The sequence below is a fragment of the Vespertiliibacter pulmonis genome (assembly GCF_013377275.1).
GTDB lineage: Bacteria > Pseudomonadota > Gammaproteobacteria > Enterobacterales > Pasteurellaceae > Vespertiliibacter > Vespertiliibacter pulmonis.
Map to the genome: position 1 here is coordinate 1,471,568 of NZ_CP016615.1, position 16,553 is coordinate 1,488,120.

General features: G+C 35.0%; 15 protein-coding genes and 1 tRNA gene. 9 read left to right on the top strand and 7 right to left on the bottom strand.

All coding sequences use genetic code 11. From position 1 onward, the window contains the following. Positions 1-74: 74 nt before the first annotated feature. Positions 75-578, top strand: coding sequence for a CvpA family protein (locus A6B43_RS07185; protein ID WP_124210301.1), 504 nt, complete (start codon positions 75-77; stop codon positions 576-578). 4 nt (positions 579-582) lie between these two features. Here the strand turns inward: A6B43_RS07185 and A6B43_RS07190 are convergent, their stop codons facing one another. From A6B43_RS07190 to ppdD, 4 genes are read right to left on the bottom strand one after another with little or no spacing between them, the layout of a single operon-like run. Further along, positions 583-1,251, bottom strand: a complete 669-nt coding sequence (locus tag A6B43_RS07190) for a prepilin peptidase (protein WP_124210302.1) — start codon at positions 1,249-1,251, stop codon at positions 583-585. Then, entirely contained in the window at positions 1,248-2,444 is a 1,197-nt protein-coding gene (locus tag A6B43_RS07195; RefSeq protein ID WP_124210303.1) for a type II secretion system F family protein, read from the bottom strand. The genes A6B43_RS07190 and A6B43_RS07195 overlap by 4 nt, the downstream gene beginning before the upstream one ends. Continuing rightward, a complete protein-coding gene (locus tag A6B43_RS07200; protein ID WP_124210304.1) occupies positions 2,428-3,819 on the bottom strand; it encodes a GspE/PulE family protein in 1,392 nt (463 codons plus the stop codon). Before A6B43_RS07200 ends, A6B43_RS07195 begins: the two co-directional genes overlap by 17 nt. 19 nt (positions 3,820-3,838) lie before the next feature. Then, on the bottom strand, positions 3,839-4,291 hold the full coding sequence (gene ppdD / locus A6B43_RS07205) for a prepilin peptidase-dependent pilin (RefSeq protein ID WP_124210305.1): 453 nt from the start codon (positions 4,289-4,291) through the stop codon (positions 3,839-3,841). A gap of 201 nt (positions 4,292-4,492) precedes the next feature. On the opposite strand from ppdD, the gene radA reads away from it, so the two are divergent. The 6 genes from radA to A6B43_RS07235 all read left to right on the top strand — a co-directional run bounded on the left by radA (position 4,493) and on the right by A6B43_RS07235 (position 10,941). Then, the gene (gene radA / locus A6B43_RS07210; protein ID WP_124210306.1) at positions 4,493-5,872 is read left to right on the top strand and encodes a DNA repair protein RadA; all 1,380 of its coding nucleotides are present in this window, start codon (positions 4,493-4,495) and stop codon (positions 5,870-5,872) included. A gap of 265 nt (positions 5,873-6,137) precedes the next feature. Continuing rightward, entirely contained in the window at positions 6,138-7,367 is a 1,230-nt protein-coding gene (locus tag A6B43_RS07215) for a serine/threonine transporter (protein WP_124210307.1), read from the top strand. A gap of 39 nt (positions 7,368-7,406) precedes the next feature. Beyond that, the gene (locus A6B43_RS07220; RefSeq protein WP_124210308.1) at positions 7,407-8,786 is read left to right on the top strand and encodes an L-serine ammonia-lyase; all 1,380 of its coding nucleotides are present in this window, start codon (positions 7,407-7,409) and stop codon (positions 8,784-8,786) included. A gap of 92 nt (positions 8,787-8,878) precedes the next feature. Next, positions 8,879-10,036, top strand: a complete 1,158-nt coding sequence (gene hemW / locus A6B43_RS07225) for a radical SAM family heme chaperone HemW (RefSeq protein ID WP_124210309.1) — start codon at positions 8,879-8,881, stop codon at positions 10,034-10,036. Next, a complete protein-coding gene (moeB, locus tag A6B43_RS07230) occupies positions 10,036-10,779 on the top strand; it encodes a molybdopterin-synthase adenylyltransferase MoeB (protein WP_124210310.1) in 744 nt (247 codons plus the stop codon). Before hemW ends, moeB begins: the two co-directional genes overlap by 1 nt. Positions 10,780-10,865: 86 nt before the next feature. Next, positions 10,866-10,941 (top strand) — tRNA-Asn (locus A6B43_RS07235). A 158-nt stretch (positions 10,942-11,099) separates the two neighbouring features. Here A6B43_RS07235 and A6B43_RS07240 read toward each other — a convergent pair. The 3 genes from A6B43_RS07240 to A6B43_RS07250 form a co-directional block, all read right to left on the bottom strand. After that, a complete protein-coding gene (locus tag A6B43_RS07240; protein ID WP_124210311.1) occupies positions 11,100-12,080 on the bottom strand; it encodes an AEC family transporter in 981 nt (326 codons plus the stop codon). A 228-nt stretch (positions 12,081-12,308) separates the two neighbouring features. Continuing rightward, on the bottom strand, positions 12,309-13,460 hold the full coding sequence (gene argE, locus A6B43_RS07245) for an acetylornithine deacetylase (RefSeq protein WP_124210312.1): 1,152 nt from the start codon (positions 13,458-13,460) through the stop codon (positions 12,309-12,311). Further along, positions 13,453-14,220, bottom strand: coding sequence for a DUF998 domain-containing protein (locus tag A6B43_RS07250; protein ID WP_124210313.1), 768 nt, complete (start codon positions 14,218-14,220; stop codon positions 13,453-13,455). The genes argE and A6B43_RS07250 overlap by 8 nt, the downstream gene beginning before the upstream one ends. A 141-nt stretch (positions 14,221-14,361) precedes the next feature. On the opposite strand from A6B43_RS07250, the gene A6B43_RS07255 reads away from it, so the two are divergent. Together A6B43_RS07255 and metK are read left to right on the top strand one after the other, a co-directional pair. Continuing rightward, on the top strand, positions 14,362-15,213 hold the full coding sequence (locus tag A6B43_RS07255) for a glycosyltransferase family 2 protein (RefSeq protein ID WP_124210314.1): 852 nt from the start codon (positions 14,362-14,364) through the stop codon (positions 15,211-15,213). A 161-nt stretch (positions 15,214-15,374) separates the two neighbouring features. Then, complete coding sequence (gene metK, locus A6B43_RS07260) at positions 15,375-16,529, top strand: methionine adenosyltransferase (protein ID WP_124210315.1); 1,155 nt, start codon at positions 15,375-15,377, stop codon at positions 16,527-16,529. Positions 16,530-16,553: the final 24 nt, after the last annotated feature.

Here is a 16,553-nt window from a genome sequence, read left to right on the forward strand (position 1 = left end):
ATAACAGAGAGGCTTTAAGCCATTGTTTCTTCTGCTATGAAATAGTAAACATTATTTAGTAATATTGGGATTGTATGGTTGATTTTATTATTATCGGAATTGTTGTTTTCTCGTTATTAGTTAGCTTATGGCGAGGGTTTGTCAGCGAAGTGCTTTCATTAGCAGGTTGGGTTATCGCTTTTTTTATTGCTAGTAAATTTTATCAACCTATGAGTTTGGTATTACTGCAAATTAATTCCTCTTATTTACAAAATTCAGAATATCTTCGTAATGGTATTGCTGCTACAATTTTATTTATTGCCGTATTAATTGTTAGTGGAATTATAAATGCACTGTTGGCAAAATTAGTTGATAAAACAGGGCTATCTGGAACAGATCGTGTTTTAGGGGCAGGTTTTGGAATTTTACGTGGCATTTTTATTGTCGCAGCAATTTTATTTTTCTTGGATACATTCACACAATTTAGCCAAAGTACATTGTGGAAGGAATCCCAATTAATACCTCATTTCGATTTTATTGTTAAATGGTTTTTTGAGCAGTTACAGGCTAATTCTAGTTTTCTAAAAACTGCGAACTAAACAATTAATTTATTATTAACAATAGTAATGTTGAAAAACTGATAAAGGGAATAAATGGTAGCTTTGTCAGTTTTTCTTTTTTTACTAAAAAGTAACCGCTTGCAAAAATTAACCCACTAAGACTAGCTATAAGTAGTAATAGCAATATTTCTTCAAGCCTAAATAATGGAGAAATTGCAACAAGTATAATAACATCGCCCATTCCAAAAACTTCTTTTTTTAATAAGAATTGAGTGATTTGAATCAATAAGAAGAAAAATATAAGTGTAAATAATAATGAAATAATATAAGGGTAGATATTATATTCATTAAATAACACGAGATGTAGGAGGGTTATTATAAAAATAATAGTTACATATTTACTGTCGGTTAAATAATAGAGAGTATCTAATATAGAAAGATAAATAAGAATAAAAATTATAGTAATGATTGTTGGTGGGTAGTGATTGAGAAAGAGTGATAAAATAGGTAAAGAAAGAAAAAGAATAAAATTTTTTAATCGGCTATTTTTCTCTTGTAATTTAGAATGAGAGATTAATTGCTCAAGTGTAAGATCTAAAGAGACTAGATCAGACATATTTTGATAAATTAAGGTATTTATCTTTAGCGGAAAATTTTTTAGTTCATATAGAAACCAAAATGCACAGAAAATTGAAACAAGAAATAGCATCATTCAACTAATGTTCCCATATCAAAAATAGGTAAATATAATCCTATAATAATTGTGCCAACAATTATTCCCATAATTAGCATTAATATAGGTTCAAGTAATTGAGACAGTAAATCAATTTGATAATCGAGCTGTTGTTGATATATCTCACTGATATGCTCTAACATTTCAGCCAACTTACCACTTTTTTCACCAATAGTAATCATTTGAATCGTATTATTACCAAAAATAGTAGGATCTAATCCATCGCAAAATCGGTAACCTTGTTGTAGTAGTTGAAGTATTGATTGCACTTCATTATATAAAATAGGATCGCTCTTTTTTGAATAAAGAAATGATTTTAAAATAACATCTAAACGAAGTTGTGATTGCAACATTAAAGCACAGTTTTGGCAAAAGAAAATTATTCTATTATAATTTATAATATGTTTAAAAATGGGTAAATGACTAAATATAAATTGTTTTATTAAAATAATATAATGAGTTTTCTTTGAAAGTATAAAGATAAGTGTGCTCATTATTATTGATATGGCTAATATAGTGTAGGTGTTTTCTGTAAGAAATGAAGAAGTCGTAAAGAGGATATCTGTAATAAGTGGTAATGATTTTTGTTTTTCGCCATATAGTTCAGCAAATTGAGGAACGATGAAAATTAATAATAGCAGAGATAAAGAAAGTGATATAATTAAAACAATTACAGGGTAAAAAAGAATTTTTTTAATTTTCTTTTGTAGCTTTTCTGTTTTATTGCGAGATTTTACTAATTTACTTAAAATAATAGCTAATTGACCGCTTGCTTCTCCCATTCTTATGAGTTGAATTTCTTGAGTAGTGAGATATTTATCTATTTTCTCAATAGATTGTGATAAAGTAAAACCTGTTTCTAAATATTGAATAATTAGTTTTAACCATTGATAAACTCTAATTTGATTACAATTTTGTAATATCATTGCTAAAGCTGTATTGAGTGGAATTGTTGTATTGAGTAATAATGTAATTTGATTTAATATCTGCGTAATTTCTTCATTTGTAGGCGTTTTAGGAAAAATAAAATTACGCTTAATCGTCAGTTGAGCATAACCCTTTTGTTGTAAAGATTGTTCAAGTTGTTCTCGGCTTTCTGCTAAACATTTTCCTTTCTGTTTTTTTCCAAAGCGATTGACAGCTTTCCAATAATATTCATAAATCATTACCAAGCACCCTAACAATTTCGTTTATATCAGTTAAATTTTCATTGACTTTTTGTTTCGCGCTTTCGAATAAACTCGAGTAATCTAAGCAGGCGGTCTTTTGCTCGAATACTTTTGCAGAACGGCTTAATAATTGATAAATACCAATACGCCCATTGTAGCCTTGATGACATTGTCCACAGCCTTTTCCTAAGCATTTTAAGCAAAGTTTTCGTACTAAACGTTGTGCGATAACTAAAAGCAAAGCATTTTTAATTTCGTATTCTTTAATACCAAGTTGGTATAGCCTTTCAACGGCTGAAGGGGCATCGTTAGTGTGTAAGGTTGAAAAAACAAGATGTCCTGTTTGGGCGGCTCGTAATGCAATTTTAGCACTTTCTTCATCACGAATTTCGCCAAGCATTATAATATCGGGATCTTGACGTAAAAAGGTGCGAAGTAACTGGCTAAAATCTAGGTTAAGCCCTCGATTGACTTGAGTTTGAATTAGCCCTTCTATTTCAATTTCAATAGGATCTTCTGCGGTTAAAATATGTTTTTCACTGTGATTTAAATAGCTTAATGCAGTGTAGAGAGTAATACTTTTACCACTTCCCGTAGGGCCTGTAACTAAAATTAACCCTTGAGGCTGATTTAGGGCATTTAATAAGGCGCTTTTCTTAGCGGCAGAAAAGCCTAATTCTATAAAGTCAAAAGTAGTTGGTTTATTCTTTTGTAATCGTAGTACTATTTTCTCACCATAGTTTGTTGGTAATGTAGAAACTCGGAAATCAAGGTTTTCAGATAATGCAGTTGTAAAATGAAATTGTCCGTCTTGAGGTAAACGAGACTCACTAATATCGAGTTTAGCTAGTAATTTTATTCGAGATAAAATTCTCTGAGTAAAATTATGTGAAAGCGTTTTATAAATATACAGTACGCCATCAATTCTTAATCGAATGAGTAGTTTATCTCTGCTTGGTTCAAGATGAATATCGGAAACATTTTTGGTTAAGCAGAACTTAAACAGGGTATCTAAAATTTGAATAATTGGATCGTTATAGTCTAGCTGCTCTATCTCTGTGGGTAGATAGTTTATATCACTATTTTCATGTAATAATTGTGTGTCTGGTGAAAGTGCGTTGAGTAGGTATTTTAGCTCTTCACTTGCAATAATCACAGGTTCAATTTTTTTGTTCAGTAAGAATGCGAAGATTTCACAGGCGTTGAGATTTTTCTCATCATCTATGGCAAGCCATAAAGTTTGGGGATGTTCTAAAATTGGCACAGCAAGATAGCGTTGCAAGATCTGTTTTTCTTGACAATTTCTTTGCCACAATTCATTTGGGATTTCAAAAATACGTTGGGTCGCTAATTCACAAGCTGAATATTGAGTGTTCATCTTCGCACCTTTTTAGCTATTAATTTGAACTAGTTCCGCAAAATCCTGATGGGAACAGACCGCTATCACCTGTGCAGTTACTTGTCCAAGTAATGTTATTATTTTCTCTTGAGAATGTTGGTGTAAGAGTATAGCCAATGTTGTCTAGAGAGTTTTTACCTGCCACAGTAATCACGCCATTTGTAACTGCAATAGATTTTAAATATTTTGTATTTGCACTGTCAGCTTTGGCTGCTTGAATACCATTACTACCCGCCGAACAACCTGCGGTATTACCAGTATTATAGATACAAATTTCAACATCAGATTTATAGGGGGAAGAGGCTTGTAGTAGTTCAGACATAGCGGCTTTTTGGGTATAACTAGTATAAGAAGGAATAGCAATAGTAGCTAGAATGGCTATGATGGCAATTACAATCATCAATTCAATTAAGGTAAAGGCTTTTTTTAGAGAGTAGATATAGGTAGTCATAATAGATCCTTACTGTTATTGGATAATAAATAGGTGGTAATTTACCGATTACGAAGTTTGCAAGATTAGGAGAAAAAAGCGATAACTAAAGATATTTTTCTCGATCAGTATCGCAAAAATAGAAAATATTCCTGTTTTTTTACACAGTGTTTTTTGTTACTATATGCCTAAATTTTAGTAGGGAATAATAGTAGGTATATAATGGCAAAAGCACCGAAAACAGCTTATGTATGTAGTGATTGTGGCGCAGAATATGCCCGTTGGTTAGGGCAATGTCGGGCCTGCATGGCATGGAATACTATTAGCGAAGTTCGTTTGATTTCAGCTAAGCAGGAGAGCAAAGGGGATCGCTTCAGCGGATATGCAGGAGAAGCATCGGGTAAAATTCAGCGATTATCAGAAATTGATTTACAAGAAGTTCCTCGTTTTTCTAGTAGTTTCAATGAGTTAGACCGAGTATTAGGGGGAGGAATTGTACCAGGTAGCGCTATTTTGATCGGGGGACATCCTGGGGCTGGAAAAAGTACGTTATTATTACAAGTGATGTGTAACCTTTCACAAGAAATTCCAACGCTTTATGTAACAGGAGAGGAATCATTACAACAAGTTGCTATGCGGGCAAATCGGTTAAATTTACCTACAGATAAATTAAAAATGTTATCGGAAACATCCGTAGAACAGATTTGTAATTTAGCGGATCAAGAAAAGCCGAAATTAATTGTGATTGATTCTATTCAAGTAATGCATTTGGCAGATATTCAGTCTTCACCCGGAAGTGTTGCACAGGTTCGCGAATGTGCATCATTTTTAACACGTTATGCGAAGACTCGCCAAGTTGCTATCATTATGGTTGGGCATGTTACGAAAGACGGTGCATTAGCTGGGCCCAAGGTATTAGAGCATGCGATTGATGCATCATTATTATTGGAAGGGGAAGCTGATTCTCGTTACCGCACGTTGCGAAGCCACAAAAACCGTTTTGGTGCTGTCAATGAATTGGGCGTATTTGCAATGACAGAGCAGGGCTTAAAAGAGGTAAAAAATCCTTCAGCGATATTTTTAAGCCGTAGTGATGAATTGACTTCAGGAAGTTCAGTAATGGTTTTATGGGAAGGAACTCGTCCATTATTAGTTGAAATTCAAGCGTTAGTCGATCACTCCATGTTGGCAAACCCTCGACGTATAGCAGTTGGACTGGAACAAAATCGATTATCGTTGTTGCTTGCTGTGTTACATCGCCACGGAGGGTTACAGATGTCAGATCAAGATGTGTTTGTAAATGTAGTTGGAGGAGTAAAAGTCACGGAAACCAGTGCAGATCTTGCCTTGTTATTAGCATTAATTTCGAGTTTTCGTAATCGTCCATTACCACACGATCTCGTGGTTTTTGGTGAAGTTGGGCTTGGTGGGGAAATTCGCCCTGTGCCAAGTGGGCAGGAACGTATTGCAGAAGCAGCAAAACATGGTTTTAAAAGAGCCATTATTCCTGCAGGGAATGCACCGAAAAAGGTCATTAAAGGTATGGAAGTATTCAGTGTCAAAAAATTAAGTGATGCGTTAGATATTGTGGGCAATCTTTAAATTTACAAAAATTTGATATATCTGATCGCTTGTAAGCAGCTAAGTATTGTTGAATGTTGTACAGTAATAGAGAATATTGGTTGATAAATAAACATTTGAACTATAAGAATTTTAAGTGGATCATACTTTTGAATACTTATTGTTGAGATTTTGTTAAAGGTCGGTATGATCCCATTTCAAATTTGAAAATAAGGAAGTATTTTCTATTTCAATAGTTTTAGGGACAGAATATATTTCTAGTATTGATTTATTTTAAGAGGTTTATATGAAGAATATATCTTCAAAGCGTTTTTCATTAATGTGGATATTAAATCTATTTGGAACAGCAGTGGGAGCTGGAGTACTTTTTCTACCAATTAATGCTGGAATGGGTGGTTTCTTACCTTTAATTGTAATGACGTTATTAGTTGGACCGATGACTTATTTGGCTCACCGTGGGCTAGCTCGTTTTGTATTGTCATCTAAATATCCTAACAGTGATATTACTAATGTTGTGCGTGAGCATTTTGGTGAAGGTGCGGGTAAATTAATTACATTGCTCTATTTCTTTGCGATTTTTCCTATTCTATTGATTTATGGTGTGGGAATTACTAATACTGTGGAGTCATTTTTAGTAAATCAGTTACATGTTACAGCACCTCCTCGTTTTATTCTTTCTTTCGTGTTAATTTTAGCAATGATTAGCGTTATGTTATTAAGCGAAAGTGTGATGTTAAAAGTTACGACTTTTCTTGTTTACCCGTTAGTAGCTATTTTAGTAGGGTTATCACTTTATTTAATTCCGCATTGGAATGGTGCTTTTTTCTCTGGTATGCCAAGTCTAGGCGATTTTAGCTTAACATTGTGGTTAACTATTCCCGTGTTAGTTTTCTCATTTAATCATTCACCAGCGATTTCTTCGTTTGCTCTTTCTCAGAAGAAGTTTTATAAAGATCCAGAGCAAACAGATCAAGAAATGAGTAAAGTGTTACGCTCAACAGCAGTAATTTTAGTTGCATTTGTTATGTTATTTGTATTTAGCTGTGTTTTAACTTTAACACCAGCGGAATTAGCTGAAGCAAAAGCACAAAATATTACGATTTTATCTTATTTAGCAAATAAATTTGATAACCCAGTTTTATCATATTTAGGACCATTAGTTGCATTTTTAGCGATTGGTAGTTCATTCTTTGGGCATTATTTAGGTGCAAGAGAAGGTTTGGAAGGTTTAATAAATCAAATGAGAGATGAGCCTATTGAGTCCAAAAAGTTCCATAAAATTATTGCTGTATTGTTCTTTATTATTTTATGGGTTGTTGCCACAATTAACCCGAGTATTTTGAATTTTATTGAAGGGCTTGGTGGACCGATTATTGCAATGATCCTCTTTATTATGCCGATGTATGCTATTCATAAGATACCGTCTTTACAAAAATTTAAAGGTAAAATGAGTAATGTATTTGTAACGGTAATGGGGCTAATTGCTATTTCTGCGATAGTGTACCGTTTGTTTTAAACAGGTTACAATACGCAATTTTTAAGTTGTGGGATTTCTATGATTAGTGTTTTTGATATGTTTAAGGTGGGAGTTGGGCCGTCTAGCTCCCATACTGTTGGACCAATGAAAGCGGCAAAAGAGTTTGTTGATGAACTTATCCGATATAATTTATTAGCAGAAACAGACCGCTTGTTAGTTGATGTTTACGGCTCGCTAGCACTTACAGGACGAGGACATAATACGGATACTGCTATTATTATGGGATTAATGGGCTATTTACCCGATAATGTAGATATTGAACGTATTGATACTGTTGTCGCACAACTTAAAACGGATAAAAAATTAGCAGTTGCGGAAGCATTACCTGAATATCACAAGGTCATTGAGTTTGACTTTTTGGAAAATATGCCATTCCATTTTGATTATTTGCCCCGTCATGAAAACGGTGTAATTTTTAAGGCATTTAATCAAGATAAATTGTTATTTGAGAAAACTTATTATTCTATTGGTGGTGGGTTTATTGTTTCAGATGAAAATTTTGATAATGATAAACAGAGTAGTGTTGAAGTTCCATTTCCATATAAAAATGCGGCAGATCTACTTAAGCATTGTAAGGAGCAAGGGCTACCTCTGGCGAGCTTAATGTGGAAAAATGAATTAGCCTTACATTCTAAGCAAGAAATTAGTGATTATTTAGCTAAAATTTGGCGAACAATGGACGAATGTATTGAACATGGTTTACATACAGAAGGATTATTACCGGGGCCATTAAAAGTTGTACGTCGAGCAGCTGCATTACGCCGTAATCTGTTGGCGAATGATAAATTAAATAATGATCCAATGCAGATTATTGATTGGATCAATTTATATGCTCTAGCGGTTAATGAAGAAAATGCTGCAGGTGGCCGAGTGGTTACTGCTCCAACAAATGGAGCTTGTGGTATTGTTCCTGCAGTATTAGCCTATTATCGTCAGTTTGTCGGCGAGCTAACACCTGATATTATTGAGCGTTATTTTTTAACTACCAGTGCTATTGGTTCATTGTATAAAATGAATGCGTCTATTTCGGGAGCTGAGGTTGGCTGTCAAGGTGAAGTCGGTGTGGCGTGTTCAATGGCAGCTGCAGGCCTTGCTGAAATTATGGGAGGCTCGCCTGATCAGGTTTGTATCGCTGCAGAAATTGCGATGGAACATAATTTAGGATTAACTTGTGACCCTGTGGGAGGACAAGTGCAAGTGCCTTGTATTGAGCGTAATGCCATTGCTTCTGTTAAAGCAATTAACGCTTGCCGAATGGCATTACGTTTGACTTCTCAGCCACGAGTAACCTTAGATAAAGTTATCGAAACAATGTACGAGACAGGACGTGATATGAATGCGAAATACCGTGAAACTTCAACGGGGGGATTAGCAATAAAAATTGTGCCTTGCGATTAATTACTGCTATGGTAACAACGTAGACAAGCAAATAGCGACAAAAAATAATGTCGCTATTTTTCTTTTCATTAACCTAAATAAACAGAGTCTTTGTGAAATTAACACTACCACCATTAAGCCTTTATATTCATATTCCTTGGTGTGTGCAGAAATGCCCATACTGTGATTTTAACTCTCACGCTCAAAAGGGTATTATTCCAGAATCAGATTATATTCAGCATCTATTAGCAGACTTAACCCAAGATTTGCAACGGTATAAAATAGCGATTGGTGAACGTAAAATACATTCAATTTTTATTGGTGGAGGTACGCCTAGTCTATTTTCAGCAGAGAGTATTGGTTATTTATTAGCGGAGATAGAAAAACGTATTGCTTTTGAGCCAAATTTAGAGGTTACGCTAGAGGCTAACCCTGGTACGGCAGAAGCTGAGAGGTTTATTGGCTATGCTCAAGGTGGTGTAAACCGTATCTCAATGGGAATTCAAAGTTTTGAACCTGAAAAATTACTGAAATTAGGACGAATACACGATAATAAAGAGGCTGAACAAGCGGTTAGATTTGCCCAAAATTCTGTAAATGCGGGGTTACGCAGTTTTAATATTGATTTAATGCACGGCTTACCCAATCAATCGGTTAGCCAAGCGTTGGATGATCTTCGCAAAGGGATCTCTCTTTCTCCTCCTCATCTGTCTTGGTATCAGCTAACGATAGAGCCGAATACAATGTTTTATTATCGCCAGCCAACATTACCCGATGATGATGAATTATGGGATATTTTTGAACAAGGGCATCAACTTTTAATAGATGCGGGTTATGAGCAATATGAAACTTCTGCCTATGCTAAAAAAGGCTATCAATGCCAACATAATTTGAATTATTGGCGATTTGGTGATTATTTAGCGATTGGCTGTGGTGCTCATGGTAAAATAAGCTATCCAACGGGAAAAATTTATAGATTTAGCAAAACGAAGCACCCAAAAGGGTATATGCGTAGTGATTATTTATATCAACAAGAGAATATAGCGTTGCCTGATCGTCCATTTGAGTTTTTTATGAATCGTTTTCGATTACTGGAAGCTACGCCTAAAAGCGAGTTTGAAGCTTATACAGGGCTAACTTGTCAAACCGTTGAGCCAATGATGGAGAACGCTTTGGAAAAAGGCTATATTTGTGAAACGGCTTTCGATTGGCAAATTACGCAAAAAGGTAAACTATTTTTAAATGAATTATTAGAAGGCTTTTTAACATAATGGAATTAAGTAACCAAGAAATGCTTCGCTACAATCGCCAGATTGTATTAAAGTCTGTTGATTTTGATGGGCAAGAAAAGCTGAAAGCAAGTAGAGTGTTAATTGTTGGGCTGGGAGGGCTTGGCTGTGCTGCTGCTCAATATTTAGCGAGTGGTGGCGTTGGTCATTTAATGTTAGTTGATTTCGATACGGTATCACTTTCAAATTTACAGCGTCAAGTATTGCACCTAGATCAGGATATTGGCAAACCTAAAGTAGAATCGGCGAGAAATAAATTACAGGCATTGAACCCTCATATTGAGATTGAGGTATGTGATGCTAAATTGAACGAAACTGAGTGGGGAGAATTAATCGCCAATTATGATTTGGTATTAGATTGCACTGATAATGTTGAAATTCGTAATATGCTTAATTTGCAATGTTTTCGTCATAAACGACCGCTTGTATCTGGGTCTGCAATTCGTTTTGAAGGGCAACTTGCTGTTTTCCGTTATCAACAAAATGAACCTTGTTATTGCTGTCTAAGCCAGCTATTTGGAAAAAATACATTAAGCTGTGTAGAAGCGGGAGTAATAGCTCCTATTGTTGGCGTTGTAGGTAGTTTACAAGCATTAGAAGCAATGAAAATTATTATGAATGTAGGACAAACTTTATCGGGCAAACTATTGATGATTGATGGATTTAACTTTTCTGTACGAGAAATGGCATTATCTAAACAGCAGAATTGTCCGATTTGTAAATAAAGTTTAGCGACATTTAAAGATTTGCAAAGCAATGCGAGAATATTTGATTTCTAAGATGCTTTAGCATATTATTATCAACGTTATGTTCCTCTTTAGTTCAGTCGGTAGAACGGCGGACTGTTAATCCGTATGTCGCTGGTTCAAGTCCAGCAAGAGGAGCCAACGAAATTTGAAAATCTATTCATTTTGTAAGACTTTTTCCTTTAGGTTTTTACTTTTGATTCAGTTTTATTTGTCTCCTTTATAAAACGTGATTCAATACCTCCAGAATCTATCAAAAGTTTTGCCCCCTTTATTAGGGGGCTTTTTTATGTGTTAAATTAAATCCATTGCCACTGTCGAAGAATAAAAAGCCCAATGCTTGAAGAAATCATTGAGCCAATTACAGTTACAGCAATTAAATTTGCTGAAGTAACCGCATCACCTCCGAAATTTCGTACCATTGCATAGCTTGCGGCAGCAATTGGTGTTGAAGACATCAAAAATAAAATACCTAATAACATTGGTTCAAGATTGAATATATATTTACCAATTATAATAGCGAGTAATGGGGAGACAATTAATCGTCCAAAACTTGCCCACCAAATTATTTTATGGGTTTGTAATGAATGATTATCTTGCTGTTGGAGTTGTTTTAATTGTTTGAAATTTAGACTTGCTCCTGCACATATAAGTGCAACAGGTAGAGATATATGAGCGAGATAATCACCTGTTTTCATTAGTGGTTCAGGAATTGTTATTTCTAATTTACTGACAAATAAGCCAAGAGCAATCCCAATACATAATGGGTTTTTTATAATGGAAATAATTAGTTGAAAAAGGTTAAGGGGCTTGTTACTTAATGATTTTGTTAAAGTAATAACCGCTAAGACATTAAATAATAAAGTAATACAAGCCGTATAGACTGAAGCAGGTGCAATGGCATAAACGCCATATGCGTTGATACATAAGGCAAGTCCTAAAATACCGCTATTACCCCGAAAAATAGCTTGTACGAAAATTCCACGATAGGAACGATCAACAATATAGCGAGAGGCTAACCATTCTGAACCTGTATAAAGTATCAATGTGCTTAAAAAACCTGCGCTAAGTAGCCATATTTGGCTACTGTAATCTGCTGGATTTTTTACAATATTCGTAAATAGTAAAGCTGGCAAAGCAATATTAAAAATTAATTTAGAGGCTATTTGGCAAAAATGATCGTCAATCATTTTTATATGCCGTAAGAAAATACCAAGCAATAGCATAAGTATTGTGGGTAATGTTACGTTAATACTAAATAAAAAAGAGTCTAAAAACATAGTGTTATCTTATAAACAAGCGGTTAGTTTGAGATTATTTTGTGTAATAGGGCTAAATTTTTTATTATCTAGAAAATAAGGGAAGTGGGTACTTTTATCATAATATCTTATGATTGTAAAATAAATGTTAATTTTGTGTTTTTTTATCTTGTATAGATAAATTTTGCAAAGCGCAAATTTAGTTATTTACGCTTTGATGAAAGTGATAACTTAAGATGTTGAAAATGTTTATTGGCAGAAATGTAGGATTAGCTTTTTTAAAAGTTCTTGAGTTGGGCTAATAAAATGGCTATCTAGAAATTCATCAGGTTGATGAGCTTGTTTGATTGAGCCAGGACCAAGTACAAGTGTTGGGCAAATCTGCTGAATAAAGGGAGCTTCTGTACAATAATTTACCGTCCCGCATTTTTCGCCCAATAGTTTTTCTACTACTTGGACAATTTGTGCTGTATGCTGACATTCATAGCCTGGAATGCCACTATGAATATGGCGAATTTCAATTTGATCCCCATATTGCTCAATCAGTGGCATTAGGCTTTGATTAAGTAGTGCTTGAAGATCTTGTACAGCTAGTTCAGGCAGGGGCCTAATTTCTAGTTGTAATTCACAGCAAGCACAAATTCGATTAAGGGCATCACCCCCGTGAATATTACCAAAATTCATTGTCGGGTAAGGAATTTTAAACAGTTCGTTGTGGTAATTATTCTGTAATGTCTGTTTTAGTTGAAGTAATTGTGTTGTTGCTTGGTGCATTATTTCAATAGCATTGATACCGTTTGCAGGATCGCTAGAATGCCCAGATTTACCTATAACAGTTATGGATTCAGCCATATGCCCTTTATGAGCTCGAATAGGTTTAAGCGAGGTTGGTTCACCAATAATGGCACAATCTGGGCGAATATGGGCGTGTTGGGCAAAAGTTCTCGCTCCAAGCATTGTGGTTTCTTCATCAGCGGTAGCAAGAATTCGTAGTGGTTTTTGCAGAGTTGAGAGATCAAGTTGGCTTACTACATCAATGATAAACGCAAAAAATCCTTTCATATCAGCAGTACCAAGCCCGTACAATTTACCGTTATGCTCTGTTAAATCAAAGGGATCAAATTGCCAGCGATGTTGATCAAAGGGAACGGTATCCGTATGTCCAGCAAGGAGTAACCCGCCTTCCCCTTCTCCATAAGTTGCCAGTAAATTGTATTTTTCTCGGCTATTTTCTATCTTTATTACTTCAGTTTTAAATCCCAATTCAGCTAACCAATTAGCAAGTAAATCGATTAACGGTTTATTTGTGAGATCATATTCAGGCTGTAAACTGCTAATCGTTGGAATCTGAATAAGTTGGCGATAGCGTTGTAAAAACGGGAGTTTTTTTTCATTATTTATTAACCTGTTTTAAAATGGCGAATCCCGCTACAATTTCCCAACTTAAAATAGTATAAAGGCTTAGCCGTTCTAATATTGGTAGGTAAGAGGTTGGTTCAAATAGCGAAAAAATAATAGCAGTTAAACCAATAATACCCGCAATTAAACTGAATCGTTTGAAAAAGATAAGTTTCGGTGAGTTTATAGTTAGCCCTGTGATAATTAAGATGATATTGCCTAGACAAAAAGTAATGCCCATTCCTAAGTTTTGTAATCCGCCTTCTGTAAATTTCCCCCCTTGTGCAGAATAAATTAATGCCATTCCGCTTGCAAAACAGATAGATAAAATACTACTCATAACCCGAAATCCTTGGGTTGTGCGAGTTACTGCAAAAAGATAAATCAAAGCAAATAGATAGCCTTGTAGTAGAAAAGAAGCCCGAACGGCAAAAGAAAGAGGAGAGAGTTGTAATACACGATCATCAATAATTGTACCGATCGGTTGAGCTAGCTCAAAGAGAGTATGCTGTGTATAGGTTAAGAGAGAAGGGCTGAATAAAATAGTAATAAATTCGGCGAAAAAGAAATAGATACCGATAAATACACTGAGTATAGCGAATAGCCGTATAACTAATAATTGGCTATGGCGTATGCAGGGATACATTAAAAAAGGGTAAAATTTGACCCCAAATGAACCGCTTGTAAAGTAATTTTCAAACTGTTGATAATGATAATTAAGGTGTTGTAATAGTTTTTGGCTTTTTTCTTTTATCGTTTTCATTGGCAATTTAGTATAGCTTAGACAAATTTTGTTAAATTTATCATAAAAGTTTTTCTTATGCAGAGCTATTCAAAAATAATTTGGTACTTGATTAAAAATTGGTTAAAGTAACAGCTCTTATTTTTTTAGCTTATTATAAAAATGTCAGATATATTAATCCATCAACCTACCGTTGCTGTTATTACTTCAACCATTGGACGCCCTGAACTAGAGCGAGCTATTTTATCCGTAGAATCTCAAACTTACCCGTGTAAACACTATGTATTTGTGGACGGTGAGGACTACGCTAAGCAAGCTAAAGCGATTTTAGATAAATTTCCTAATGTCATTGTAACCTATTTACCAATGAATACAGGGAAAGATGGTTGGACAAACAGTAGTATCAATGCAATAGCTCCATTTCTAGTAAAAGAAGAGATAATTTGCTACTTAGATGATGATAATTGGTATGAGCCAAACCATGTAGAAACAGGGGTGAAAACTTTGTTGGATACAGGAGCAGATTATGCTTACTCGTTGCGGAAAATGTATGATATTAATGGAAATTATGTGTGTATAGATACTATGGAATCTATTGGGTACTATGAAAATAAAATTGCAGATAAATTAAATTATAACGTGGAGTCTAGCAATGGTGGATTTTCTATGAAATGGCGGTTTTCTAAAAATTTTCACATAGATACAAACTGCTATGTAATGAAGCGTCAAACAGCAAAAATGGTTGCAGTAAATTGGCATAGTGGAGCATCAAATGATACCAATGTGTTAGCGGCACTTAATCAGCTTAAATATATTGGCAAATGTACAAAGCATATTTCCGTGAACTATATTCTTGATGTAACAAGATATATGCCTGCATTTATCGAAAATGTGAAAGAAAAACTGACTCTAACTTCAGAACAGTCGGCCGAACTTGGATACAAGTTTCTTAAATTAATTAATGAAAGGCATATAGCGGAGAATAATGGAAAGTATCCTTGGGATTTTGATTAAAGATCGCTTGTTCAAATAGCATAGTTTGTGTATTATAGACGTCTAGATGGAAGAACTTCCAGTTGAGTGAATTTCTACAAGCGGTTAGATTTTGCAAATTTTTTGCATAATTTACCGCTTGTTTATTGAGAAAAATTTATATAAATCAAAAGGATAGCAAGATGGCGATCAATTTATTTACATCTGAATCGGTTTCAGAAGGGCATCCAGACAAAATTGCAGACCAAATTTCTGATGCAGTACTAGATGAAATTATTAAGCAAGACCCTAAAGCACGAGTGGCTTGTGAAACCTATGTAAAAACAGGTATGGCATTAGTCGGTGGCGAAATTACCACTTCAGCATGGGTAGATATTGAGAATTTAACTCGAAAAGTCATCTGCGATATTGGCTATACGCATTCAGATATGGGATTTGATGCACATTCTTGTGCGGTGCTAAATGCTATCGGGAAGCAATCACCAGATATTAATCAGGGGGTTGATCGTGCTAACCCACTAGAACAAGGAGCAGGCGATCAGGGCATTATGTTTGGCTATGCAACAAATGAAACAGAAGTGTTGATGCCAGCACCTATTACTTATGCACACCGTTTAATGGAGCAGCAAGCGAAAGTGCGTAAAAATGGTACGTTAGATTGGTTGCGTCCAGATGCAAAAAGCCAACTAACATTTATTTATGAAGATAACAAAATCAAAGGTATTGATGCCGTCGTGCTTTCTACTCAACACGCAGAACACGTTTCACAAAAAGAAGTGTTTGAAGGAGTAATGGAAGAAATCATCAAGCCAATTTTACCAAGTGAATGGTTAAGCCAAAATACCAAATATTTCATTAACCCAACAGGGCGTTTTGTGATTGGTGGTCCAATGGGCGATTGTGGTTTAACGGGGCGTAAAATTATTGTTGATACTTACGGCGGTGCAGCACGTCACGGTGGCGGCGCTTTCTCAGGTAAAGATCCATCTAAAGTAGACCGTTCAGCGGCTTATGCAGCTCGTTATGTGGCAAAAAATATTGTCGCAGCAGGTTTAGCGGATCGTTGTGAAATTCAGCTTTCTTATGCAATCGGTATTGCTGAACCAACTTCTATTATGGTGGAAACTTTTGGAACTGGAAAGGTAAGCAATGAAATATTAGTAAAATTAGTGCGTGAATTTTTTGATTTACGTCCTTATGGCTTAATTCAAATGCTTGACTTAATTCGCCCAATTTACCGTGAAACGGCAGCCTATGGGCATTTTGGGCGTGAATATTTCCCTTGGGAAAAAACCGATAAAGCAGCCGAATTGCGTGAAGCTGCAGGATTAAAATAAATAAGTTTATAAAAGTAAAAAATT